The sequence below is a fragment of the Maritimimonas sp. 2304DJ26-3 genome, assembly GCF_056591635.1.
Window position 1 is genome coordinate 798,523 of record NZ_JBWQOK010000001.1, and the last position, 24,255, is coordinate 822,777.

General features: G+C 33.6%; 21 protein-coding genes. 12 read left to right on the top strand and 9 right to left on the bottom strand.

Going from position 1 to position 24,255, the window contains the following annotated elements:
- The first annotated feature begins 78 nt into the window (after positions 1 to 78).
- The 5 genes from AC1EUV_RS03730 (at position 79) to AC1EUV_RS03750 (ending at position 4,940) form a co-directional block, all read left to right on the top strand.
- On the top strand, positions 79 to 486 hold the full coding sequence (locus AC1EUV_RS03730) for a hypothetical protein (protein WP_480197321.1): 408 nt from the start codon (positions 79 to 81) through the stop codon (positions 484 to 486).
- 19 nt (positions 487 to 505) lie between these two features.
- Positions 506 to 1,048, top strand: coding sequence for an RNA polymerase sigma factor (locus AC1EUV_RS03735; protein WP_480197322.1), 543 nt, complete (start codon positions 506 to 508; stop codon positions 1,046 to 1,048).
- Entirely contained in the window at positions 1,048 to 2,457 is a 1,410-nt protein-coding gene (locus tag AC1EUV_RS03740; RefSeq protein WP_480197323.1) for a hypothetical protein, read from the top strand. The genes AC1EUV_RS03735 and AC1EUV_RS03740 overlap by 1 nt, the downstream gene beginning before the upstream one ends.
- A gap of 139 nt (positions 2,458 to 2,596) precedes the next feature.
- Complete coding sequence (amaB, locus tag AC1EUV_RS03745) at positions 2,597 to 4,150, top strand: L-piperidine-6-carboxylate dehydrogenase (protein WP_480197324.1); 1,554 nt, start codon at positions 2,597 to 2,599, stop codon at positions 4,148 to 4,150.
- A 388-nt stretch (positions 4,151 to 4,538) separates the two neighbouring features.
- Positions 4,539 to 4,940, top strand: a complete 402-nt coding sequence (locus AC1EUV_RS03750; protein WP_480197325.1) for a c-type cytochrome — start codon at positions 4,539 to 4,541, stop codon at positions 4,938 to 4,940.
- Here AC1EUV_RS03750 and AC1EUV_RS03755 read toward each other — a convergent pair.
- The 5 genes from AC1EUV_RS03755 to AC1EUV_RS03775 all read right to left on the bottom strand — a co-directional run bounded on the left by AC1EUV_RS03755 (position 4,937) and on the right by AC1EUV_RS03775 (position 10,539).
- Positions 4,937 to 6,076: a DUF5929 domain-containing protein gene (locus AC1EUV_RS03755; protein WP_480197326.1), complete on the bottom strand. Its 1,140-nt coding sequence runs from the start codon at positions 6,074 to 6,076 to the stop codon at positions 4,937 to 4,939. The genes AC1EUV_RS03750 and AC1EUV_RS03755 overlap by 4 nt on opposite strands.
- Positions 6,077 to 6,185: 109 nt before the next feature.
- Complete coding sequence (locus AC1EUV_RS03760) at positions 6,186 to 7,094, bottom strand: hypothetical protein (RefSeq protein ID WP_480197327.1); 909 nt, start codon at positions 7,092 to 7,094, stop codon at positions 6,186 to 6,188.
- A gap of 57 nt (positions 7,095 to 7,151) precedes the next feature.
- Positions 7,152 to 7,631: a hypothetical protein gene (locus AC1EUV_RS03765; protein ID WP_480197328.1), complete on the bottom strand. Its 480-nt coding sequence runs from the start codon at positions 7,629 to 7,631 to the stop codon at positions 7,152 to 7,154.
- Between the two features lie 42 nt (positions 7,632 to 7,673).
- Entirely contained in the window at positions 7,674 to 9,572 is a 1,899-nt protein-coding gene (locus AC1EUV_RS03770; RefSeq protein ID WP_480197329.1) for an amidophosphoribosyltransferase, read from the bottom strand.
- Positions 9,573 to 9,612: 40 nt separating this feature from the next.
- Positions 9,613 to 10,539, bottom strand: coding sequence for a PfkB family carbohydrate kinase (locus AC1EUV_RS03775; protein WP_480197330.1), 927 nt, complete (start codon positions 10,537 to 10,539; stop codon positions 9,613 to 9,615).
- A gap of 74 nt (positions 10,540 to 10,613) precedes the next feature.
- On the opposite strand from AC1EUV_RS03775, the gene AC1EUV_RS03780 reads away from it, so the two are divergent.
- The 5 genes from AC1EUV_RS03780 to AC1EUV_RS03800 all read left to right on the top strand — a co-directional run bounded on the left by AC1EUV_RS03780 (position 10,614) and on the right by AC1EUV_RS03800 (position 14,140).
- Positions 10,614 to 11,039 carry a SufE family protein gene (locus AC1EUV_RS03780; RefSeq protein ID WP_480197331.1) on the top strand — a complete coding sequence of 142 codons (426 nt, stop codon included), beginning with the start codon at positions 10,614 to 10,616 and terminating at the stop codon, positions 11,037 to 11,039.
- Between the two features lie 30 nt (positions 11,040 to 11,069).
- On the top strand, positions 11,070 to 11,390 hold the full coding sequence (locus AC1EUV_RS03785) for an iron-sulfur cluster assembly protein (protein WP_480197332.1): 321 nt from the start codon (positions 11,070 to 11,072) through the stop codon (positions 11,388 to 11,390).
- Positions 11,390 to 11,896 carry a DUF2480 family protein gene (locus AC1EUV_RS03790; RefSeq protein ID WP_480197333.1) on the top strand — a complete coding sequence of 169 codons (507 nt, stop codon included), beginning with the start codon at positions 11,390 to 11,392 and terminating at the stop codon, positions 11,894 to 11,896. Before AC1EUV_RS03785 ends, AC1EUV_RS03790 begins: the two co-directional genes overlap by 1 nt.
- 96 nt (positions 11,897 to 11,992) lie before the next feature.
- Entirely contained in the window at positions 11,993 to 12,928 is a 936-nt protein-coding gene (locus AC1EUV_RS03795) for a DUF3078 domain-containing protein (RefSeq protein WP_480197334.1), read from the top strand.
- Positions 12,929 to 13,021: 93 nt separating this feature from the next.
- Positions 13,022 to 14,140, top strand: coding sequence for a CNNM domain-containing protein (locus tag AC1EUV_RS03800; protein WP_480197335.1), 1,119 nt, complete (start codon positions 13,022 to 13,024; stop codon positions 14,138 to 14,140).
- Positions 14,141 to 14,143: 3 nt separating this feature from the next.
- Here AC1EUV_RS03800 and hflX read toward each other — a convergent pair whose 3' ends face one another.
- A complete protein-coding gene (gene hflX / locus AC1EUV_RS03805; protein ID WP_480197336.1) occupies positions 14,144 to 15,346 on the bottom strand; it encodes a GTPase HflX in 1,203 nt (400 codons plus the stop codon).
- 58 nt (positions 15,347 to 15,404) lie between these two features.
- Here hflX and AC1EUV_RS03810 point away from each other — a divergent pair, with 58 nt between their 5' ends.
- Positions 15,405 to 16,352: an endonuclease/exonuclease/phosphatase family protein gene (locus tag AC1EUV_RS03810; RefSeq protein ID WP_480197337.1), complete on the top strand. Its 948-nt coding sequence runs from the start codon at positions 15,405 to 15,407 to the stop codon at positions 16,350 to 16,352.
- Between the two features lie 67 nt (positions 16,353 to 16,419).
- On the opposite strand, the gene AC1EUV_RS03815 is transcribed toward AC1EUV_RS03810, so the two are convergent.
- A complete protein-coding gene (locus AC1EUV_RS03815; RefSeq protein ID WP_480197338.1) occupies positions 16,420 to 22,374 on the bottom strand; it encodes an endonuclease in 5,955 nt (1,984 codons plus the stop codon).
- Between the two features lie 156 nt (positions 22,375 to 22,530).
- The gene (locus tag AC1EUV_RS03820) at positions 22,531 to 22,773 is read right to left on the bottom strand and encodes a hypothetical protein (RefSeq protein WP_480197339.1); all 243 of its coding nucleotides are present in this window, start codon (positions 22,771 to 22,773) and stop codon (positions 22,531 to 22,533) included.
- A gap of 93 nt (positions 22,774 to 22,866) precedes the next feature.
- On the opposite strand from AC1EUV_RS03820, the gene AC1EUV_RS03825 reads away from it, so the two are divergent.
- Positions 22,867 to 23,685 carry a DUF695 domain-containing protein gene (locus AC1EUV_RS03825; RefSeq protein WP_480197340.1) on the top strand — a complete coding sequence of 273 codons (819 nt, stop codon included), beginning with the start codon at positions 22,867 to 22,869 and terminating at the stop codon, positions 23,683 to 23,685.
- Here AC1EUV_RS03825 and AC1EUV_RS03830 read toward each other — a convergent pair.
- Positions 23,682 to 24,200 carry a GNAT family N-acetyltransferase gene (locus tag AC1EUV_RS03830; protein ID WP_480197341.1) on the bottom strand — a complete coding sequence of 173 codons (519 nt, stop codon included), beginning with the start codon at positions 24,198 to 24,200 and terminating at the stop codon, positions 23,682 to 23,684. The genes AC1EUV_RS03825 and AC1EUV_RS03830 overlap by 4 nt on opposite strands.
- Positions 24,201 to 24,255: the final 55 nt, after the last annotated feature.

The following is a 24,255-nucleotide window of genomic DNA, read 5'->3' on the forward strand; positions in this document are numbered from 1 at the left end:
AGATTGTAAAAATAGAATTATTTAACGCAACCAATCAAAATAGCTGCATCTAAAAAGCACAATAATTGATAAAGAAAAATGAAGAAAGTCGTTTTAAGTATTTTAATGATACTTTTACTATTAACATGTAGTATTTCTGATGATGAAGATAGTTTTGACCTTAAAACGCTTCCTATTAAGGAGGCTGTAGTACCTTCAGAATTTAATTTTGGAGAGACATATCAAATAACAATTATATTTGATTTACCTGACGGATGCCACTCTTTTCATAGCTTATTTTTTCAGCATGATGCTAATGAAAGAATTGTTGCTGCTAATTCTATAGTTGCATTAGACGTAGCATGTACTTTAGCAATCATTGAAGAAAGCTTTACTTTTGACCTAATAGCATCACAAGAAACGGACTATGTTTTTAAATTCTGGAAAGGAGTTGATAACAATGGAGAAAATATTTTTGAAGAAATTGTAGTGCCAGTGAATCAATAAATAAAGACCAACTAAAACTATGAGTTTAGAAGAACTCATTAAAAAATGTAAACAAAGCGATATAAACGCTCAATCTCAAGTTTATCAGTTGTATGCTGGTAAACTCTTTGCCTTGTGTTTAAAATACTCTAAAAATTACCAAGAAGCACAAGATAATTTACAAGATGGTTTTATTACAATTTTTAACAAAATAGAACAGTATCAATCAAAAGGTTCTTTTGAAGGATGGTTAAAGCGTATTGTTATTAATACAGCTTTACAAAAATATAGAGAAAAGAATGTATTAAATCTGGTAACCGAAGAAATTCCAGAGAATGTAATTGTAGACGTAGATGAGGAGGACGTTTCGTTAGATTTTTTACTTGATCTAATACAACAATTACCGAATCGATATCGATTGGTATTTAACCTGTATGTGCTAGACGGCTATTCGCATAAGGAAGTAGCCGAAATATTAAAAATATCTGAAGGCACATCTAAATCAAACCTTTCTCGAGCTCGAACGATTCTAAAGAATAAGCTCGAAGAAAATAAATTAAAAAAAAATAAAGTTTCTGAGTGATGGGAGACAAGAAACATATTGATAGATTATTTCAAGAAAAACTAAAAGATTATGAGGTTTTTCCTGAACCCAATGTTTGGAAAAACATTGAATTACATTTAACGAAAAAGAAAAGGAGAAGAATTGTACCGCTGTGGTTGCGTATTGGTAGCGCAGCGGCAATTCTATTATTGCTTGTAAATGGAAGTTTATGGTACTTTAATCAAGAGGATGCCTTGCCGACTGTTGATGAGAACACACCAATTGTTTTTGATAAAAATCAAAACGATGATGATACACAGGAAGTTGTTTCTGATGAGCAAATAGAACTATTAAAAGCTGCGCCTGGTTCAGTTTCAGATAATGAACAGGTAACTAGTACCTCTACAAACACAAGAGTTACACGCAATACAATAGATGAGACAACTAACGTCGAGCCTAAGAAGGGCCAAGATATAGAAAATAGTGAATTACAAAATGAAGAGGTAGAGAAGTCTGTAAATAGCATTGCTCAATTATCAAATAAAAAAGCTAATGGCAGCGATATTGATAAAAATACAGAAAATCAAAACCTAGTTAAGAAAGAAGACAATTTAGTAGTTGCAAAGAATGATGAAAAGACAAGTATAAGTCATCAATTAACCAAAAAAAATATTACTGACGCTATTGAAGAAAACCTTAAGGAAAAGGCCGTTGCTGATTTAGGTACAAATCAAAGATGGTCAGTAGGTACTACAATTGCCCCTATATATTTTAATTCTTTAAATGATGGCTCACCAATTGATCAATCATTGGCAAATAGTGAAAAAGTAGCAAACACCTCTTTGTCTTATGGAGTAAAGCTTAACTATAATTTAAATAAAAAGTTAACACTACAAACGGGTATCAATTCAGTCGAATTAGCCTATAAAACAAAAGGAGTTACAGCATTAATTTCTTCAAGTGAATTGCAACTATCAAATACCAATATTAACACCAATATTGATGGAGTTAACCTAATAGCGCTTTCTAATAACCAATTAGCAGCTCAAAGTGCGGGGATTGATAATCAAAGAGGATTTGTAAACTTAAGAGGGGACTTAAACCAATCATTGAGTTATATAGAGATTCCTACAGAAATTAAGTATGCAGTAACTAATAAAAAATTAGGTGTTCATGTTGTTGGAGGTGTAAGTACATATATCTTGTATAAAAACCAAGTGTCATTATTCAATCAAAATGGTAAAACAACACTTGGTGAAGCTTCAAATATTAATGATGTTAATTTTAGTGGAAATTTAGGATTAGACCTAGATTATAAGATCAATAAAAAATTATTTATAAATGTATCACCAATGTTTAAATATCAAGTGAATACATTTTCAAAAGATGACGGTGGCTTTAAGCCTTATTACTTGGGGGTTTACACCGGATTGAATTTTAGGTTTTAGTTGGTTAATTATATTTGGTTGGTTACCAAATATAGAAATAGCCGAACTTCTTAAAGTTCGGCTATTTTGTTTTAAAACAGACATTAATATTTGTACTTTTGACAGCACAAAATTTAATAATTACTTAAACTAAAAATATATGGAAGCAGTTGCAACTGATTTCGGAATAAAGGAAGCATTACAAGAGCTAGGGGTTAAAGATATAAATGACGGAACTTCAACAGGCTCTAATAATTTTTCTAATGGAGAGGTTATAGAGAGTTATTCACCTGTAGATGGTCAATTAATTGCTAAAGTTAAAGCTTCTACAAAAGAAGATTATGAAAAAGCCATGGATGCTGCAACTTCAGCTTTTAAAACATGGAGAACAATGCCAGCACCTCAACGAGGTGAAATTGTACGTCAGTTTGGAGAGAAGTTAAGAGAAAAAAAAGAAGCACTTGGTAAACTTGTTTCTTATGAAATGGGAAAATCGTACCAAGAAGGTCTTGGAGAAGTTCAAGAAATGATTGATATCTGCGATTTTGCTGTTGGCCTATCTCGTCAATTACATGGTTTAACAATGCACTCAGAAAGGCCTGGGCATAGAATGTATGAGCAGTATCATCCACTTGGAGTAGTAGGTATTATTTCGGCATTTAATTTTCCGGTAGCTGTATGGTCTTGGAATACAGCTTTAGCATGGATTTGTGGCGATACTTGTATTTGGAAACCTTCTGAAAAAGCTCCAGTTTGTGGTGTTGCCTGTCAAAACATCGCTGCAGAGGTTTTTGTTGAAAATAATTTACCTGAAGGAATCTCCTGTTTAATAAATGGTGATTATAAAGTTGGTGAAATGATGACAAAAGATACGCGAGTACCTTTAGTGTCTGCAACAGGATCGACTAGAATGGGTAAAATAGTAGCAAAAGAAGTGGCAGGACGATTAGGTAAGTCATTGTTAGAATTAGGAGGAAACAATGCAATTATTGTTACACCAGATGCTGATATAAAAATGACAGTTATTGGCGCTGTATTTGGCGCAGTTGGTACATGCGGGCAACGCTGTACATCAACACGTCGTTTAATTATTCATGATTCTATTTATGATCAGGTAAAAGATGCTGTAGTTGATGCCTATAAACAACTACGTATTGGTAATCCATTGGATGAAAATAATCATGTTGGGCCGTTAATTGATACAGACGCAGTAGAGATGTATAATAATGCGCTAGCAAAAGTGGTTGAAGAAGGTGGAAACATTGTAGTTGAAGGTGGTGTGCTTTCGGGCGAAGGTTATGAAAGTGGTTGTTATGTAAAGCCAGCTATTGCAGAAGCTGAACCACAATTTAAAATTGTACAACATGAAACATTTGCACCAGTTTTATATTTATTAAAATATTCTGGAGGTGTAGAAAACGCAATTGATATACAAAATGAAGTAGCGCAAGGGTTGTCATCTGCAATTATGACGAATAATCTTAGAGAAGCAGAACGCTTCTTGTCACATGCTGGTTCTGATTGTGGAATCGCTAATGTTAATATCGGAACTTCTGGTGCAGAGATTGGTGGAGCTTTTGGGGGTGAAAAAGAAACTGGAGGTGGACGTGAGTCAGGTTCAGATGCTTGGAAAATCTATATGCGTAGACAAACCAATACAATTAATTATACAACAGAATTACCATTAGCTCAAGGTATTAAGTTTGATTTATAATGTCATTCCTGCCTAGGCAGGAATCTAAAAAATAAAAGCCCTCAAAATGAGGGCTTTTTTCATTAAAAAACCTTGCTTCAATGCCGAGCTTTGTCGGGAGAAACAAGGTTATATCTTAAGTCGAATGATTTTCAACTAATTTTAAGATACAAAAGTCTAAATATGGTTGCGTTTATACAATAGGAAAATTCCTGTTTTTTAATAGGGATTTTTCCTATTAATTGAAACTTTTGAAAAACCTTTTCCAAGTAACTAATAGAATAAAAAGAATGAAAAACCGTTTTTTTAGAAGCGGTTTTTTATATTTAACAGCTAAATTGGTATGAAAGTTGTTTTTTAGAGAACGATAATATGTTAAATATCAAATATTTAATATAAAATAAACAGTATGAAGAAACAATTACTCATAATATTACTTTCACTATTGCTTTTCGGGTTCGTTGGCATTAATTTGCAACAAGACCGATGGATTGCTCCTACTGAAGCTAAGACCATTAAAAATCCTGTTAAAGGGGTAGATAAAGGCATGTCTGCAAAACGCGGTAAACGGATATTTAAAACAAGATGTATGATTTGCCATGGGCCGACAGGCGTAGGTAATGGAGCAGGAGGTAAGGCCTTATCGCCAAAACCACAGAATCTTACCTTGCCAATGGTACAAAAGCAATCAGACGGAGAAATTTTTTGGAAAATATCTAATGGTCGAAATGCTATGATTAAATGGGGGCCAATTTTATCCGAAAAAGAGCGTTGGGATGTGCTTAACTATGTTCGTACTTTAGACAATTAACTATACTTTAGCTTGCGTAAAACCCTAACAGCCTCCTTAAACTTTATATAAGCTGTTTTGTCGTCTAGTTTTTTAAGATAAGGCTTAGCTTCAGCTAACTTATTTTTAGCATTAATAAACCCGTTTAAAGAGCATATAAGGTAGGTCGTGGGTAAATGATACAGATCTAATTGTTCATTCTTAGATATTGATAGACCTTTTCTCAATTTTTCTACAATTGCATTATTACTATTGAATAGATGTTTTAATACTACAGAATCAAACTTAGGTGGTTCAAATAAGAGCTCTGTTGCAATATCATGAGTACCGTTATCCTTAAAATTAATAATAGTTTTCTCTAGTGGGTAGTATTTAAAATCGGGTTGTATACCTAATTGTATAAATTCTGTGATAATAAAAGATTGCTTATTAAATTTAATTTTTACCTCGTCTAAAGCGGAATAGAATAAACGCACCTGCTCATTTATTAATTCAATATCGACTCTCGAATAATAGATTTCTTCCTCTATCGTTTTTTGCTGACCAGCCCAACAAAGCACAAATTGATCTTTAAAGACTTTATAAGTTGGCTTTAAGTCTTCGTTGTGTGAATTCATAAAATCAAAAACACCATTTAACGTAAGCTCAATATTATTGGCAGCATTTTTTTCAATTGCTTTAACAATTGCCTTATTAGTGCTTTTTAATTTAAAGAAAGAATCTGCAGGCATAGAATTACTACCTTGACGGAAGAAAACAGTATCTCTTGGGTATTTCCAAATTGTTTTCTTTAATGATGTTACTTCGTTTATAGGATATATAGTTACTAAGCCAACAACTTTATGTCTCGACAATCTCGGAAAAGCAATATTCTCGTATTGAACCTTTGGCGGATTGATAAAATAGGCGTCAATAAGGTTTTGTATTTTACTATCATCAAAAAAATCAACTCCTACAATTTTACTGCCTTTATCTTCAACACCTACGATGATATATGAATTATTGTCTGGGTTAGAATTAGATAGCGCACAGACGTGTTTTAAGAATTTTCCTTTACCTTCTTTGGTTCCAAAATTGAGTTTTAGCTTTTTATCATAAAAACTATTTTCATCATTAAAAGCGAGCAAGTTTTTAATTAAAAGCCGTTTATTAATCATTGTTGAGAAACGAAGTATTTTTGATAAATGTACAAAAAAACCGCCTCAGAAAACTGAGGCGGCGTTGGTTGAAATTAATCAACCAAAATCAACTAACCAAACCTTATCTTTATGCTTTTACAGCTATTTTCTTTGTCTTACGATTTGTTTTAAATCGTTTGGTATTTCTTGGCTTTTGATTGGCGTCACCTTTTTTAAATTGAATGTTGCCTCTACCATCAAACTCGTACGTTGTTCCAGATGCGCGATGAAATAAACTTACTAATCCGTCGTTTATAACGCTCAATTCGAACTCTTCATTGTCAAAGAAATCATAATCTAATGTTAAAATTTTTAGATCATCTCTTCCTTCAACATCATACACCACATAATCACCTACGAAATCCCAATTAATTAATTCAATATTCGTGCCAAACTCATCTTGAGAAGACCTAAAAGTATTTGTATCGCCAGGTGTAAATTCTAAGAAGTTTTCATCATCAAATTCATTTAGGGCACCTTCTTCGCTCACAAATGTTTTTTCCCACGCTTCATATTCTTGTAAGAAATATTCTATATTATCATAGAATACTAAATCGTAGTCAAAATTGTTTGTATTGTATCCTATTAGGTAATAAGACGTATTTGTAAATGTATCTCTTAGTCTTATCTCATCTCTAGACAATTGCGAAACTTCTATATCAATGAACCCATCTAAATTGTGATCTATTTCTAGCACACCATTAAATGTATCGTAATATCCTATTTGTAAACCTAATCCGCCTCCTACAGAACCGATTCCTACTAGATTGTTATTAGCATATAAACGCCCATTTTCAAACGAAATTGTAAAAGCTTTAGATAAAAAAGGCACTTCACCATTTCCTGTAGTTCTATTAAAATCTACATACCATAAATCATGGGATGTAACTAGTTGTTCTAAAGATATGGTATCATCGAAATTATCGACAGAAACCACACAAGAACTTAAAAAGGTAACGGTTAGAAAAAGTACTGATAGTAATTTTAAAGCTTTCATAAGCACAGGGTTTTAATGTTTCTACTCATTAGAAATCAAACCCTGTGCCAAATTTTTTTATTGATAATATAAAGTCTTCTCTTTTTGAATGTCTGAAAGCTTAAAATAACGTTTTTTATCTTTTATAAAATAACTTATAATAGCCTCTTTATCACCGAGCTTAAAAGGACTTTTATATTCTTTTTTTGGAGGTTTATTACCAAATTCTTCTTTAGGGTCTCCAGATAAAATAAGGTCTCTATCTTTTGGGCTTCTTTTAATAAAGTTACCAGTTAAGATAAGTTCATCACCACTAACCTGAGACTCTAACTTTACAGCTCTTTCGTTAAAGTAGATTGAATCAAAGGCAATAGAATTATTAGTATTATCTGTAATTAACGTAACTAGCACTCCACTTGAACCTGGCCTGCCACCAACCCAATTTTGAAAATAAGTTTTAGTAAACTCTACGGGAGGTTTTTTATCAAAGGTATTTTTATCGCATTGCGAAAAACTCATAAGTATGCCAATTATTGGTAGTAGTACTAATTTCTTCATGATCTTAAATTTAAGAAATAGAAATCAATTAGAATGCCAAAATTAATAAGCTCTCTTTTTATTACCTTCATAAAAGTTGATAAACGCCCTGTTTACAACTTTTGTTCCACCAGTAGTCGGATATTTACCAGTGAAATACCAATCACCTAAATTTTTAGGACAAGCTTCATGTAAGCCTTCGATTGATTGAAAGATAACTTTAACACCTGCATTAATCTCTTCTGTTTTTAATAATTGAGCGATTTTGTCAGAAATTTCTTCAGCAGTAAATGGCTTATAAATAGCTCTAACATAGTTTTCAAGCTCATTTTCTGGAACTGTATCTTGAGCTTTACATTTTTTATATACTTCATCAACTATATGATATTGATTAGTTTCTTTTAACAACTCCAATGTGGCTTTAAAAGCTATAAACTCGTCGATTCGCGCCATATCGATGCCATAGCAATCTGGATAACGAATTTGCGGAGCTGAAGAAACCACTACAATTTTTTTAGGATTCAATCGATCCAAAATTTTGATAATACTTTTCTTTAAAGTAGTTCCACGAACAATACTATCATCTATAATAACGAGGTTATCAGTTGGTTTTACAACACCATATGTAACATCATATACGTGTGCTACTAAATCGTCTCGACTATTGTCATCAGCAATAAACGTTCTTAGTTTGGCATCTTTAATGGCAATTTTTTCAATGCGTGCACGCTCTGTTAACACTTCGGTTACTTTTTCAGAAGAAATCGAGCGCTGCCCTTTAAGAATAGTTTGTAATTTATTCTGAATTAAGTAATCATCAGCAGCTTGTGCCATACCAAAAAATGAAGTTTCTGCGGTATTAGGTATGTAAGAAAATACGGTATTATTTACATCATTTTCTATAGCGTCTAGCACTTTAGGAAAAATAAGTTTACCTAAATTTTTACGTTCTTCATAGATTTCTGCATCGCTTCCGCGCGAAAAGTATATACGTTCAAATGAACAAGATGTTTTTGGTAATTGCTCTTTGATTTGCTCAATAGAGATATCTCCTTTTTTCTTAATGATTAACGCATGAGCATGCTCCAATTCTTTAACAGATTGATAATCTACGTTAAAAACTGTTTGAATCGCAGGTCGCTCAGAAGCCACAACAACTACCTCATCATCTTTATAATAATATGTTGGTCTTATACCTGCGGGATCACGATACACAAAAGCATCACCATGACCAAATAAACCAACCATGGCATATCCACCATCCCAATTTTTAGAAGCACGTTGTAAGATATTTTTAATATCTAATTCTTCTTCAATAACAGCTGAAGCCTCTTTTTTAGAAAGTCCTCTTTCTTTACATGATTGATAAATATTTGAAACTTCATCATCAAGAAAATGACCAATTTTTTCCATCACGGTAACAGTATCAGTATTTTCTTTAGGATGCATACCAAGCTCGATCAGCTCTTCTAATAACTCATTAGAATTAGTCATGTTAAAATTACCAGCAACAATTAAATTCTTATGTTTCCAATTATTTTGACGAAGAAAAGGATGAACACTCTCAATACTATTTTTCCCAAAAGTTCCGTAGCGCACATGACCTAAAAAGAGATTACCTACATAGGGCATATTCTCTAATTGCCAATTTACATCGTTGACCTTACCAGGATGCTTTTCTAAAACATTATTTAATCTCTCATTTATCTGAGCAAAAATATCTTGAATAGGAGCTTGCTTATTTGAACGAACGCGACTAATGTACCTAGTTCCTGGGTTTACATCTAATTTTATACTAGCAAAACCAGCACCGTCTTGACCACGATTATGCTGTTTTTCCATCATTAAATACATCTTGTTAATTCCATAGAATGATGTGCCATATTTTTTTTGATAATAGTCTAGTGGCTTTAGTAATCTAACTAAGGCAATACCACATTCATGCTTAATAGAGTCGCTCATTGAGTATAAAAAAATCCGCGTTTTGAGGCGCGGATCGTTATTAATTTAATTCAATTTCAAATTGAGTTAGTTGCTTAAACGCATACAAACGTTTTTGCACCTCTTCTTTTGTTAAGTTTTGCATACGTTCTGTACCGAATTTCTCTACACAGAACGAGGCTAGATTAGAGCCGTAAATTACGGCATTCTTCATATTTTCAAACGATATGTCTTCTGTTTTAGCAATATAACCAGCAAACCCACCTGCAAATGTATCACCAGCACCAGTTGGATCAAAAACTTCTGCTAATGGTAAAGCTGGAGCATAAAACATGTTCCCCTTATTAAATAATAAAGCACCATGCTCTCCCTTTTTTATAACTACATACTGAGGACCCATTTCATGGATTTTTTTAGCGGCATTTACCAATGAATATTCACCACTTAACTGACGTGCCTCTTCATCATTAATAGTAATAACATCAATACGTTTAATTACATTTTTTAAGTCTTCTAAAGCTGAATTCATCCAGAAATTCATAGTATCTAAAATGACTAGCTTTGGCTTTATAGACATTTGGTCTAATACCGAACTTTGAGTTAAAGGGTGCAAATTACCAAGCATTACTACTGGAGCATCTTGAAAACTTTCAGGTACTACTGGATTAAAATCTTCTAGAGTATTAAGTTCTGTAACTAAAGTATCTCTAGAATTCATATCGTTATGGTAACGACCACTCCAAAAGAATGTTTTCCCTCCTTTTACGATCTCTATACCATTAGTATCAATATTCCTCTCATTGAGCATATCTAAATACTCTTGTGGCATATCATCACCCACAATAGAAATAATACCGGTCTTAACTCCAAATTGTGAAGCTGCTAATCCTACAAAAGTAGCAGAACCACCTAATATTTTATCTGTCTTGCCAAAAGGCGTTTCAATAGCGTCAAAAGCAACGGTACCAACAGCTAATAATTTACCCATTCTTGTTTTTTTAGTGTAATTTTGCCCTTTCTTAGAAACGTGGTCAATGACCGTTGCAAAAATAAGTTTAAAAAATGACTATCAAAGAAATACAGGAAGAAATTGTAGATGAATTTTCAATGTTCGAAGACTGGATGGAGCGTTATGAATATTTGATCGAAATAGGTAAATCACTTCCGTTAATTGATGAACAATATAAAACTGAAGAGAATATTATAAAAGGGTGTCAATCTAAGGTGTGGGTACACGGGCAATTATCAGGCAATAAAGTGGTATTTACGGCAGATAGTGATGCTATTTTAACCAGAGGTCTTGTAGGTCTGTTGCTGCGCGTATTTTCTAATCATTCACCACAAGAAATTATTGATGCTGATTCTAGTTTTATTGATGAGATTGGTTTAAAAGAGCATTTAAGCCCAACTCGTGCTAATGGATTGGTTTCAATGCTAAAGCAATTGAAGCTGTATGCTGTAGCTTTTCAATCTAAATTAACACAATAGTCGTATCTTTGTACTAGTAAAAAATGAATTATGACAGAAGTAGAAATTCAAGAAGTTGGAGATAAAATAGTAGGGGTTTTAAAAACAATTTTTGACCCTGAAATACCTGTAGATATATATGAGTTAGGCTTGATTTATGACGTATTTGTTAATGAAAACAAAGAGGCAAAGATCTTAATGACCTTAACATCACCAAATTGTCCTGTTGCTGAAACATTACCAGTTGAGGTAGAAGAAAAAGTTAAAGTATTACCTGAAATAGATAATGCTGAGGTAGAAATTACTTTTGACCCAACCTGGACACAAGACATGATGAGCGAAGAAGCAAAGCTTGAGTTAGGTTTTTTATAATGGCTGATGAAATTATAAATAGAGTTGCCAGTAGTAAGTTAATCACTATTGATCTAGAAGAATTTTATCCGGAAGCACAGCGTATTCTTTTAGATATTTCTCAATGGCTGTATGAAGGATTGATCTTACGAGAAAAAGACTTCCGCGAAAGCTTAAAAAATCATGACTGGTATCAGTATAAAGATGCTTATATAGCACTTAACTGTTCTACAGAAGCAATTATACCATCTTGGGCTTATCTATTAATCACCACGTATCTTTCTCCTTTTGTAAAAAAAACAGTTGTTGGGAACCTTGAATTATTAGAGACAACAATTTTTCAAGATATTATTAATGATTTAGATATATCTGAATATCATGATAAGCTCATCGTTATTAAAGGTTGTGCTAACAAACCAATTCCCGCGACAGCTTCAATTCAATTAGTCGAAAAATTACAACCAGTTGCTAAATCTATTATGTTTGGCGAAGCATGTTCTACAGTTCCACTTTTTAAAAAGAAATAACGCTATTTTTCAGTGACTTTTTTAACTAGAAGGGTCAAAAATGAAAAAAGTGTATTTTTGCGCTCAACAACAAAAAATTAAACTAAAATTTTTAAAATGAAAAAATTTGTATTTGCATTTGCTTTGATGCTAGGGGTAACATCGGCATTTGCACAAACAGAGGAAGAATTAAAAGCTGAGTTAGCCTCTAAAAAAGACTCTATTGCTAAATTACAGGGCAAAGCAGACGCTATTCAAGCTCAAATAGACGCCTTACCTGGTTGGAAATTAGGAGCCTTTGGTACTATCGGCGCTAATATCGCCGGATATGACAAATGGTATTCTAGAGGTACACCAAATACATCAACTGGAAATATAGGTGTAACCGTTAATGGATTCGCTAATTTAATTCAAGAAAAATATTTCTGGAGAAACTCTGCTAATGTAAACTTAGCATGGGTTAAGAATGATAACAAAGACGATGCTACTGACAGCGATGATTTTGATTCAGCATCTGATGTTTTCACAATTACATCGTTATATGGTTGGAAGTTAAGTGATAAATGGGCTGTTTCTGCTCTAGGCGAATACAGGTCAACAATTATTGAAAACTTTAATGACCCAGGCTATTTAGATTTAGGTGTTGGTGCAACTTGGACTCCAATTCAAGATTTAATAGTGGTTATTCACCCATTAAATTACAATTTTGTTTTCGCTGATAATGATGCAGCTTTCGATTCATCTTTGGGGGCTAAAATAGTTGCTGATTATACTAAACAGCTAGGAAAAGTGAACTTTAAAACAAATTTTACAACATTCCAAAGTTACAAGAGTAGTGATTTATCAAATTGGACATGGATCAACTCTTTTGGGTATACGTTCTGGAAAGGTATTGGCTTAGGTTTTGAATTTGGTTTAAGAGGAAACCATCAAGAGGTACTAAGTGATGCTTTAAATATGGGAAGTATTAGATATAATCCAAATGCAACGTTTGACAATATCGATAACGAGGTACAGTCATATTGGTTGTTTGGTTTAAATTACTCTTTCTAAAAAGATTAGAATATGTAAAAAAAGAGTTCTCAATTTTGAGAACTCTTTTTTTATACAATCAAATTGTTAACTTAGCTTTCAAATAAAACTTTAATGGGTTTACTGATTTTCTACGGAGTTATCTCTATTTTCTTTTCTTTCTTATGTTCAATTCTCGAAGCAGTTTTACTAAGTGTTACTCCAACTTTTATTAATGTAAAAAAGAAAGAGGGTAAGGCTTATGCTGAAAATTTAGAAACTCTAAAAAATGATGTAGATAAACCCCTAATAGCCATATTAACATTAAATACTATTGCGCATACTGTAGGCGCAATTTTAGTTGGTGTACAAGCGAAAGTCGCTTACGTGGAATTATACGGATCAAAAACTAGAACCGTTTTTGGTATTCAGTTTACTGAAGATATCATGGTAGGGGTTGTTTCAACTATTATGACAATCTTAATTTTAGTGGCATCAGAAATCATACCTAAAACAATTGGAGCTACTTATTGGAAACAGCTCGCTAATTTTACAAGTAAGGCATTAAACGTATTGATTTTCCCATTAAAATGGACAGGTATTTTATGGTTGTTGCAACTAACAACCAAGTTAATTGGCGGCAAAGGTCATCATGGTAGTGTATTGAGCAGAGAAGATTTTCATGCGATGGCAGATATAGCTCAAGAAGAAGGCGTCTTTGAAGAATCAGAATCAGTAGTGATCAAAAATTTATTAAACTTTAAATCCATTCTAGCCAAAGATGTAATGACGCCTAGAACAGTTTTGCAAATGGCCTCGGAAGACGAATCGGTTAAAGATTTTTTTGATAAGAATAAAGAGCTTCGATTTTCTAGAATACCAGTCTACCAAGAAAACAGAGATCATGTTACGGGTTATGTTTTAAAAGATGAGGTTTTTAAGGAAGTAGCAGAAGATCATGATAAAAAACTATTGTCAGAAATTAAACGCGAAATTTTTGTTGTAGAGCGCAATGTTCCAATACCAAATTTATTTGAAAAGCTCATAAAAGCTAAAGAACATATTGCTTTAGTGGTTGATGAATACGGTTCGATAAGCGGCTTGGTAACGATGGAAGATGTTATAGAAACGTTACTAGGTCTCGAAATTATGGACGAAAGTGATACCGATTCAGATATGCAACAACTGGCTCGTAAGAACTGGGAAAAACGAGCTAAACGCCTAGGTATAATTGAAGACGAATCTGGTGATTAACTATTATTCATATTCCTGATATAAGAAATCGTTATATGGAAAACGGGTAATATGAATTTCTTTAACCGCCTCAAAAACTTTTCTTCTAAATTCTTCTAAATTTTCTTTATTTAAAGCAGATATAAATAAGCAATTTTCACCTAATTCTGCCATCCACGTTTTTTTCCATTCATCTAAGGTAAAATGAGCTTTGGTTTTTTCAGTTACTAGATCATCCTCATCAATGGTTTCATGTTTATAGTTGTCAATTTTATTGAAAACCATTAGTGTAGGTTTATCTAAACTTTTTATTTCGTCTAGAATTTTACTAACAGAATCTATATGTTCTTCAAAATTAGGGTGTGAAATATCTACAACATGTAATAATAAATCAGCCTCTCTAACTTCATCGAGCGTAGACTTAAAAGATTCAACTAATTGAGTCGGGAGTTTACGAATGAACCCTACAGTATCAGACAGTAAAAACGGAATATTTTTAATAACCACTTTTCTTACAGTAGTATCTAGCGTCGCAAAGAGCTTATTTTCAGCAAAAACGTTGCTTTTACTAACCACGTTCATTAGGGTAGATTTACCAACATTGGTATACCCTACCAAAGCTACACGGACCAATTTACCACGATTTCCACGTTGAACGGCCATTTGCCTATCTATTGTAATAAGCTTCTTTTTTAATAAAGCAATCTTATCACGAACAATACGTCTATCAGTTTCAATTTCTGTTTCACCAGGACCACGCATACCAATACCACCACGCTGTCTTTCAAGGTGTGTCCACAATCCTGCCAAACGAGGCAATAAATATTGATATTGAGCTAATTCTACTTGAGTACGAGCATAATGTGTTTGCGCACGTTGTGCGAAAATATCAAGAATTAAACTTGTGCGATCTAAAATTTTACAACGTAGTATACGCTCAATATTCTTTTGTTGTGCAGGAGATAATTCATCATCGAAAATAACTGAACCTATTTGATTGGCTTCAACAAAAGTTTCTACCTCCTCCATTTTACCAGAACCAATAAAGGTTTTAGGGTTGGGTGTATCTATTTTTTGAGTGAAACGTTTTATGACTTCGCCGCCAGCGGTAAATGTTAAAAACTCTAATTCGTCCAGATACTCTTTAGATTTTACTTCGTCTTGATGTTGCGTTATAACACCGATCAATACGGTTTTTTCAAAATCTAATGTCTTTTTTTCGATCATGCGGCAAAGGTAGTAAGTTTAGTGATTTTTTGTACTTTTCGTAGTTTAAATCATTATTTTGGATAATAACTCAAAGAATTTATATACAGTAGCTTTTTATAATCTCGAAAATCTGTTTGACACCATTAACGATGAAGACGCATTGGATGACGATTTTACTCCCGACGGAAGAAAAAAGTGGAACGAAAAAAGATACCATCAAAAAATCAAAAAGCTCAGCTCAGCTATTACCGAAATAGGCGAAGATGAAACAGATAATGCACCTGTCATTTTAGGAATAGCCGAAGTAGAAAATTATCAAGTAGTAAATGATCTAATTAATAGTAAAAAGCTTAAAGATTATCATTACGGAATTGTACATTATGATTCTTCTGATGAAAGAGGAATAGAGGTAGGCTTGCTCTATCAAAAAGAACATTTTGAATTATTACATTCCGAAGCCATTCCGTTAATTTTAATAAATGATGATGGTAAAAGGGACTTTACAAGAGATATTTTATTGGTTAAGGGTCGATTAAAAGGCGAATTAGTTTATATTCTTGTGAATCATTGGCCTTCACGCAGAAAAGGAACTGAAGAAACCCAACCAAAACGTATACAAGCTGCAGAAGCAATCCATAGAATAATTGGAGGTATTAAGGCAGAAACTAAAGAGGCCAAAATTATTATTATGGGGGATTTTAATGATAACCCAGATAGCCCTAGTATAAAGCAATATTTAGTTACTGCAGAATTTTACAATCCTTATGAGTCAATATTTGCTAAGGATAGAGGTACATCAACGCATGAAAAAGATTGGCATTTATTTGATCAAATAATATTTAGTAGAAACTTCTTTGAAGAAGGTCATCAGCTAACTTATAGACGAGCCGAAATTTTTGATGACCATTTCTTAAAATCTTGGAAAGGGAAGCGAAAAGGAAGCCCATTTAGAACCTACATTGGTAAGTGGCATCAAGGCGGTTATAGTGATCATTTTCCGGTGTATATAACTTTAGAAAAATAAAAAAAGCCTCAAGATTTTCTTGAGGCTTTTTTAGTAATAAATTTTTGATTTATAATAGAAAGAAATACTATTCTTTTATCAAAATTTCAGTATTTGTTACTTCATTATTTACCACAACTTTAAGATAATATAAACCCGTTGGTAGACTTGAAGAATTTAATCTAAAATATGAATCACCATTTGACATGTTTTTAGAAAACTTTTTGATTAACGCTCCTCTCATGTCAAAAATTAGTAACTGAGCTTTTACATTATCGTTTAAAGAGTTAAGCTTAACGTTAAAGTAATTACTAAAAGGATTAGGATAAACGGAAGCAGTAACAGGGTTAGAATTTTTATAATTATCTTCATCACAAGAACCCAAAGTATCTCCATGGTTTAAATGAGATTCCACAGCACTTTGTGAAATACAAATAGTTTTACCATTGTGACAAATTAAAATTTTTGAATTGTTTGAATTATTGCCACACTCTACATTAACTACATTTATTTGAATATTAGATTGAATTTCACAACCTTTAGCATCAGTCACAGTCACAGTATATATTGTAGTTTCCTCAGGGCAAACCTCAACTGATTCTGCTGTTTCACCTGTATTCCATTCAAATGAGTAAGGCGCGGTTCCGCCAGAGACACCTGTAACTGAGATAACGCTACACGATTGAGGTGAATACCCAAAATACACTGTAGTATCCTCACTTGTAGTAACAATTAGTGGCTCAGGTTGAGCGATAGTAATTTCGCTAGATACAGAATTACCTAAATCATCGGTTACAATTACACTATAAGCTCCAGCTTCTAATTGGGTAGCTGTTGAGCTTGTTTGACCATTATTCCACTCATAACTGTACGGGGGAATACCACCAGAAACTAATATAGTTGCAGTTCCGTCTGTACCCCCATTACAACTTACATCAGTGCCTGTAATATTATTTAAAGTCAATTCACATAGTTGAAACCTAGCTGATACAGGAAAATGATCTGAAGTTGTTGTGACATAATCATTATCATAAAATTCATAATGTACAGTTGCAGATTCTTCTATATAGTTATTTTCAACCTCGTCACTTACAAGTAGATGATCAATCATATTTTCTCTAGAAACAAATGAACGAAACCCTTCATCACTTAAAATACTGGTGATAATATTATAATTACTCACGTCAGTAACATATTCTTCATATGTTGAAATGGTTGTAGATACATCAGCAACAGTTTCATCTACGTCGTCATTAAAATCGCCTAACAAAAATAATCTGGAACTTGTGAAATGAGCATCTAAACTGTCTTTCAACACTTCAACGTCATATTTGCGCATATCATATCGAGACTGAGGATCATTACTACTATTTGCCCTAGCATGTAACGCAACAAAATCAAATTGTTTTGTTTCTCCATTTATTGTTATGTCTGCTGTCATTAAAAAAGGTAATCTTCCGCTGGCATAAAAACGATCCGTTGTATTTGGATAATCTGATATTGCAGAATCATCACCGCCATTATATAAAGGGTGTATAGACTCTAATAAGACGCTAGTATTAACCAAATTAACTGTATTGGTATTATAAATAAACCCAATTTTCTGCTTTACCCCTGGATCATTAGGTCTTGAAACTGCAGGTGATAAGATATAGTCGTACCCCGGTAGCTCGCTTATCATTTGTGCAAATAAAACGTCATCAGATATTTCTTGGACAGCATATACATCAGCGTTTAATCTTGTAATAACAGTTTTTGCACTATCTTTTTGAATAGCATCTGACATTGGGTTTCCAGCTGCAGGAGAGTTAGATTCATCTCCAAACCATTCTATATTCCATGTAACAACATCTAAAGTCTTATCATTAGAGACTGTAATTGAACTTGCAGGAGGAATGTAAGGCCCAGCACATGACAAATCGACTCCTGATCTAGGGAGTAATTGAAAGGTTTCAAAAAATCTCCCAACAACACCAATAATTTCGTTACAGGTTTCAGGTTGCCCTAAGCCTACAATTTCTTCAACATCATTATCAATTCGCATCTCTCCACTACCACTAAGGTCACTAAGTAGATAGTTAGCATTACCAAATAAAATATCACCAGGCTTTGGAAAATTTGGTTCAACAATTCGAACTAATTTGGCAGGATGATCTGCTAATTCACTTAATGTTATAGTTAAGGGTTCAATAGGTTGATTCGGTAATCCGTTATTTTCAACAACAGTTACTGAACCTATTTGAATTTGGTCATTAAAAGCACTTCGAGTACCAGAGACTGTAATTGAATCTCCAATCATAAAATTACCATCGCCATGTACCTGTTCATCAAAAATTGCAATACCGCCTGTAGCATCTTGAATATATGCTGATCCAGAAAATTGATCGGCTACTGTAAGCACTCCACTTACCGTCACAATTTCACCATCTGCTGTATTTCGAGCTTCTAAAATTGAAATTGGTGCTGGTGGAGGAATAATAGCTCCATTTTCTGTTCCGGGTGAAGGTATTAACTGGCTATAAGTACTTGTATTTCTTAATCCCCCTGATCCATTTGGTATCCTTTGATTTGAATGTATATCTTTATCTCCTGCTCCACCTTCATTAATTTGGGATTGACCTGCATTTAGTAAAGGTAATAAACCTGTATCATCTCCATCATTGGTATCATATACAAAGGCATCTAATAAATTTTCATTAATAACAATTGGAGTATCATTAGGGAAGTCTGTTGCGTCTCCCATAATTAAAGCCACTGCATCTGCTCCGTTTTGAATACCATTTGTTGTAAAAGCCACTAAATCAACATTTGGAACTCCGGCGCTTCCTATTACAAAATACCCTGTTTCATTGGTTGAATATCCATCAAGATCAATGGCGTCATAACTTGCATCATCACTACCATTGTACAATACAATTACCAATCCATCCAATGAGGTATTACCAACTCCGCCATCATAAAGCTCTATAAACTCGGTAGCATCTGTTCCGGTTTGATCGGCATCTACTTCATTAATTACAACCTCAGCTGGGCCTGCAACGGTATAGCTACCCAACGGAAATGGTGTAGGTGAACTCGCATTTGTTGTCTGGCCATCAAAAACATTGATTCCACTAAAACTCCATGAGTCTAACACAAAAGTATTACCATCTGGACCCGTATTCTCATTTCTATAAGCCCAACCATCTAAATGATCCCAAGGTTGACCTGTACCATCAACATTAATGTCTCCAAAAACATCTACTACAACACCTCCTTGAAATAATTCTATAGCATCATCACCATTTATAGCCATTGCTCCGGAAGTGTAATTAGGAGCAAATCCGAAAAATGAAGTGAAGCCTGTTGTTTCTGAAGCTACATAAATAAAGCTTCCTGCAGTAGCTGCATCTGCAGGAAAAGTAAATTCTTCTCCGTCTGTACCGCCACCATTATTTGCAGAGCCTAAACCATAAACACTTAAATCTGCTATATCTTGTTTTACATATATTTCAACTCCTTTTGGAACACCTCCACTTAATGGACCATCAAAAACGCCCGTAATTACTAAAACACTTGTCCCTCCGGTTGCGTCAAGTGTAGTTACTGGTACTAATGCGCTTGCGCCTGATGCATTATTTGCTGCATCTAAGGCAATAACTGTAAATGAATACTCTGTACTTGGTGTGAGTCCTGTTAAAGTAATTGTAATATCTGAAGTAGAACCCATCAGCGAAGCTCCATCAAAAATCTGATATTCAGTAACCGCAACATTATCAGTAGATGCATCCCAAGTTAATGTTACTTCTGTATCTGTAATATTAGAAGCCATTACATTTAAAGGAATTGAAGGTGCTTCGTTATCCACTACATCGCCAACATTTTCTGTTCCGGGTGAAGGTATTAACTGGCTATAAGTACTTGTATTTCTTAATCCCCCTGATCCATTTGGTATCCTTTGATTTGAATGTATATCTTTATCTCCTGCTCCACCTTCATTAATTTGGGATTGACCTGCATTTAGTAAAGGTAATAAACCTGTATCATCTCCATCATTGGTATCATATACAAAGGCATCTAATAAATTTTCATTAATAACAATTGGAGTATCATTAGGGAAGTCTGTTGCGTCTCCCATAATTAAAGCCACTGCATCTGCTCCGTTTTGAATACCATTTGTTGTAAAAGCCACTAAATCAACATTTGGAACTCCGGCGCTTCCTATTACAAAATACCCTGTTTCATTGGTTGAATATCCATCAAGATCAATGGCGTCATAACTTGCATCATCACTACCATTGTACAATACAATTACCAATCCATCCAATGAGGTATTACCAACTCCGCCATCATAAAGCTCTATAAACTCGGTAGCATCTGTTCCGGTTTGATCGGCATCTACTTCATTAATTACAACCTCAGCTGGGCCTGCAACGGTATAGCTACCCAACGGAAATGGTGTAGGTGAACTCGCATTTGTTGTCTGGCCATCAAAAACATTGATTCCACTAAAACTCCATGAGTCTAACACAAAAGTATTACCATCTGGACCCGTATTCTCATTTCTATAAGCCCAACCATCTAAATGATCCCAAGGTTGACCTGTACCATCAACATTAATGTCTCCAAAAACATCTACTACAACACCTCCTTGAAATAATTCTATAGCATCATCACCATTTATAGCCATTGCTCCGGAAGTGTAATTAGGAGCAAATCCGAAAAATGAAGTGAAGCCTGTTGTTTCTGAAGCTACATAAATAAAGCTTCCTGCAGTAGCTGCATCTGCAGGAAAAGTAAATTCTTCTCCGTCTGTACCGCCACCATTATTTGCAGAGCCTAAACCATAAACACTTAAATCTGCTATATCTTGTTTTACATATATTTCAACTCCTTTTGGAACACCTCCACTTAATGGACCATCAAAAACGCCCGTAAGAATCAAAGCGTTATCACCTACTGGAGGCATAATATCTTCTAAAGTTGTAATTGTTACAGAATTACTATCTGCTGAACTATTACTAAAAGCATCGAGAGCTTTTATAGTATACGTATATGAAGTGTTTGGAGTTAATCCTGTCACCGTATATGTTAGGACAGAAGTAGAGCTAACTAGAGCTGTTCCATTAAAAATTTGGTAAGCGATAACACCTGTATTGTCTGTAGAAGCTTCCCAAGTTAAGGTTGTTTCTGTTTGAGTTGTATTAGATGCAATTAAGTTTGCTGGAATACTTGGTGCCTCATTATCTTCAGCTCCACCACTAAATCTATCTTCCGCCTGTGGACCCCCCCAAATAGAAGTTGCAAAAGCAGGGTTGTCTATAAACGGATTTCTATTGCCCTGAATGCCCTCAAGTAATACATTTCTATTAATTTCATATTCCGAAACAGGGTCTTCTGCGTTCCATTCTAAAAAAATATCTGGTATTTCAGCACTAAAAGTAGTGCTGCCAGTACCTACAACCGTTGGCAAACATTGATCACCATAGCGCAAATACATATACATCATCATACGGGCGACATCACCTTTCCATTCATCACCTGGATAAAATGTATTTCCATTAATCACACTAGCATCTCCATCTGCATCAGTATAAGGATAGTTATTTCTATTACTATTTAAAGTAACATCTGAAGCTCTTAGATGATGCGCGTCAGACCCAGGACCTGTACTCCCCAAATTAGGGTTACCTAATGATCTAGGGTAGGTATGTTCTCTATTCCAATCTGTTCCAGCAGTGCCTCCATTTGCATCCTTGCTTCGAGTTCTATCTGTAACATAATTTCCATCCATGTCACTATATCCATAAATTAAGAGAACATTGTCAGGGTTTGTGGGATCTAGATCTGTTTGTTTTAAAGCATCCCAAACACCTGGAGTGTAACTAAGGTTAGTAGTTTGTGTATTAATTATCAATACCGAAAGAGTGTTCTTTAATTGTTCTCCTGTAACTGTAATATCAGTTCCTGAATAGTAATTAGGTATTTGACTATAACTTACAGTTAAGTAAAAAAGAATAAGGGTCGTCAAAAACAACCTCTTTTTAAAGTAATATTTCTTCATGTGAATTAGTTATTAAATTAGCAATTTAGTAGAATCTAAAGATAGGCAATTTAGATGAATTGAACCATAGCTGATTTTAAGCTTTAACGGTTTTTAGCAAGGTTGTAAGGATGATTTTCCGATGGATATAACTTAAGAAAATTTTAAATTTCTTTATTATTCAAAATACTTGTTGAGCCCTAAAGAATATTTATCCATTTTATCACCATCTTCAAAACACCTATTTTCTATAATCTTATTTGATTCACCATTATAAACTACCTCAACAAAAAATCTATTAATAGCATATAGATTTATCATGTTGCCATTTTCTTTAATATTATCTAAATAAAGACCTTTTCTCCAAATTGTATTATACTGTTCGGTTTTATGAAGCATTCTAAACTCGTAGATTGTCATTTACTATTGATGTTTTTTCTTTTCTAAATGATGCTACAATTTAAGTAAATATTAAAGACAATCTAGGGCATAGTTTTTGTAGCTTAGCTGATAATGAAACGACTTTACTTACTCACTATTTTTTTCTTATTATCGATTATAGTTGGATTTGCGCAAAATTCTAATGAAGATTGGGTAACTTATGTTGTAGAAAAAGAAAAAGGTCCAATGACCATTACAACCAACCTTTACTACAATTTTATGGGCAAGCCCAACTACAAAAATTTATTGGTAGTTGGCACTAACACTAGAGATTGTTTAAAGAATGGTTACCCAGATGAGTTTGGATTGTCAAAATTTTACATGTTTTCTGATTCTATTTCTGCAAAATTAAATAGGCTTACAAAAAAACGTCTTGTTGGTGTACTAACATATCAATGTTCGGGTTTTGATGTCTATTACATAAAAGATACTACGAATGTAAGATCAACCATTCAACATTTTTTAGATTATAATTATGCTTTTTCTAAAAATTACTTGATGTTGAAACAAGATAAGAAATGGGGACACTATAGGGAAAATTTAATCCCAAAGGATATATCTGGAGGTTTCTTTATGGATCACGAGCTTTTAAATCAATTGATTATTGAAGGCGATGACCTTTCTAAGCCTAGAAAAATAGCTCATTGGATCAATTTTAGAAATGAAAAACGCAGACAACGATTTATGGCAAAAGTAAAACCGCTCGATTTTGCTATCGATTCTGTTAAGTATATTAAAGGACAAGATTATAGATATCAAGTACGAATATCTAGAAAAGATTCGATACATCCATCAGCTATTAATAAACTAACTAAAGAAATGGCACAGCTATCGAAACTTTTATATGGTGTTTATGAAGGTTGGGGAGCTGATCCTATTAAAGACGATTAAGTTAGGTTTAGTTTCATTAACCAATCGTTTTGTTTATCATTACCCAGCATATATAGGTGTGAATCGAATTTTTTAAAACCATGTCGTTCATAAAACCGAATGGCAGCTACATTATCTTCCCATACCCCTAACCACAAAAAGTCTACTTTTTTATTTTTAGCAATTTCTATTGTCTTTAAAAGTGCATTTTTGCCGAGTTGTTTTCCTTGAAATTCTTGTAAAATATATATCCGTTCTAATTCTATAGACGATTGCTCAAATTGTTCATTTTGAGCATCTTTTTCATTTAGTTTCAGATAACCAACAAGATCACTTTTTAAATAAATAAAATAAAATTGTGAATTAGGGTTTAACAATTCACTTTTAATATTTTCCTTACTAAAAGCTTTATCCATATACAGCTTAAAATCATCAGGATTGTTGACAGCTTTAAATGCTGAAATAAATGTTGACTTACCTATATCAACCAAAACATCTAGATCATTAATTGTACATTTTTTAAAAGATAGTGCCATAGCTTATAAAAATTCTTTCACAATAAAATAATTTAACTTCGTTACTATTAAAAAC

Bases quoted from the DNA above. Each gene is read 5' to 3' on its own strand.
- AC1EUV_RS03730 (WP_480197321.1), top strand. From the start codon at position 79: ATGAAGAAAGTCGTTTTAAGTATTTTAATGATACTTTTACTATTAACA.
- AC1EUV_RS03735 (WP_480197322.1), top strand. From the start codon at position 506: ATGAGTTTAGAAGAACTCATTAAAAAATGTAAACAAAGCGATATAAAC.
- AC1EUV_RS03740 (WP_480197323.1), top strand. From the start codon at position 1,048: ATGGGAGACAAGAAACATATTGATAGATTATTTCAAGAAAAACTAAAA.
- amaB (WP_480197324.1), top strand. From the start codon at position 2,597: ATGGAAGCAGTTGCAACTGATTTCGGAATAAAGGAAGCATTACAAGAG.
- AC1EUV_RS03750 (WP_480197325.1), top strand. From the start codon at position 4,539: ATGAAGAAACAATTACTCATAATATTACTTTCACTATTGCTTTTCGGG.
- AC1EUV_RS03755 (WP_480197326.1), bottom strand. From the start codon at position 6,076: ATGATTAATAAACGGCTTTTAATTAAAAACTTGCTCGCTTTTAATGAT.
- AC1EUV_RS03760 (WP_480197327.1), bottom strand. From the start codon at position 7,094: ATGAAAGCTTTAAAATTACTATCAGTACTTTTTCTAACCGTTACCTTT.
- AC1EUV_RS03765 (WP_480197328.1), bottom strand. From the start codon at position 7,631: ATGAAGAAATTAGTACTACTACCAATAATTGGCATACTTATGAGTTTT.
- AC1EUV_RS03770 (WP_480197329.1), bottom strand. From the start codon at position 9,572: ATGAGCGACTCTATTAAGCATGAATGTGGTATTGCCTTAGTTAGATTA.
- AC1EUV_RS03775 (WP_480197330.1), bottom strand. From the start codon at position 10,539: ATGGGTAAATTATTAGCTGTTGGTACCGTTGCTTTTGACGCTATTGAA.
- AC1EUV_RS03780 (WP_480197331.1), top strand. From the start codon at position 10,614: ATGACTATCAAAGAAATACAGGAAGAAATTGTAGATGAATTTTCAATG.
- AC1EUV_RS03785 (WP_480197332.1), top strand. From the start codon at position 11,070: ATGACAGAAGTAGAAATTCAAGAAGTTGGAGATAAAATAGTAGGGGTT.
- AC1EUV_RS03790 (WP_480197333.1), top strand. From the start codon at position 11,390: ATGGCTGATGAAATTATAAATAGAGTTGCCAGTAGTAAGTTAATCACT.
- AC1EUV_RS03795 (WP_480197334.1), top strand. From the start codon at position 11,993: ATGAAAAAATTTGTATTTGCATTTGCTTTGATGCTAGGGGTAACATCG.
- AC1EUV_RS03800 (WP_480197335.1), top strand. From the start codon at position 13,022: ATGGGTTTACTGATTTTCTACGGAGTTATCTCTATTTTCTTTTCTTTC.
- hflX (WP_480197336.1), bottom strand. From the start codon at position 15,346: ATGATCGAAAAAAAGACATTAGATTTTGAAAAAACCGTATTGATCGGT.
- AC1EUV_RS03815 (WP_480197338.1), bottom strand. From the start codon at position 22,374: ATGAAGAAATATTACTTTAAAAAGAGGTTGTTTTTGACGACCCTTATT.
- AC1EUV_RS03820 (WP_480197339.1), bottom strand. From the start codon at position 22,773: ATGACAATCTACGAGTTTAGAATGCTTCATAAAACCGAACAGTATAAT.
- AC1EUV_RS03825 (WP_480197340.1), top strand. From the start codon at position 22,867: ATGAAACGACTTTACTTACTCACTATTTTTTTCTTATTATCGATTATA.
- AC1EUV_RS03830 (WP_480197341.1), bottom strand. From the start codon at position 24,200: ATGGCACTATCTTTTAAAAAATGTACAATTAATGATCTAGATGTTTTG.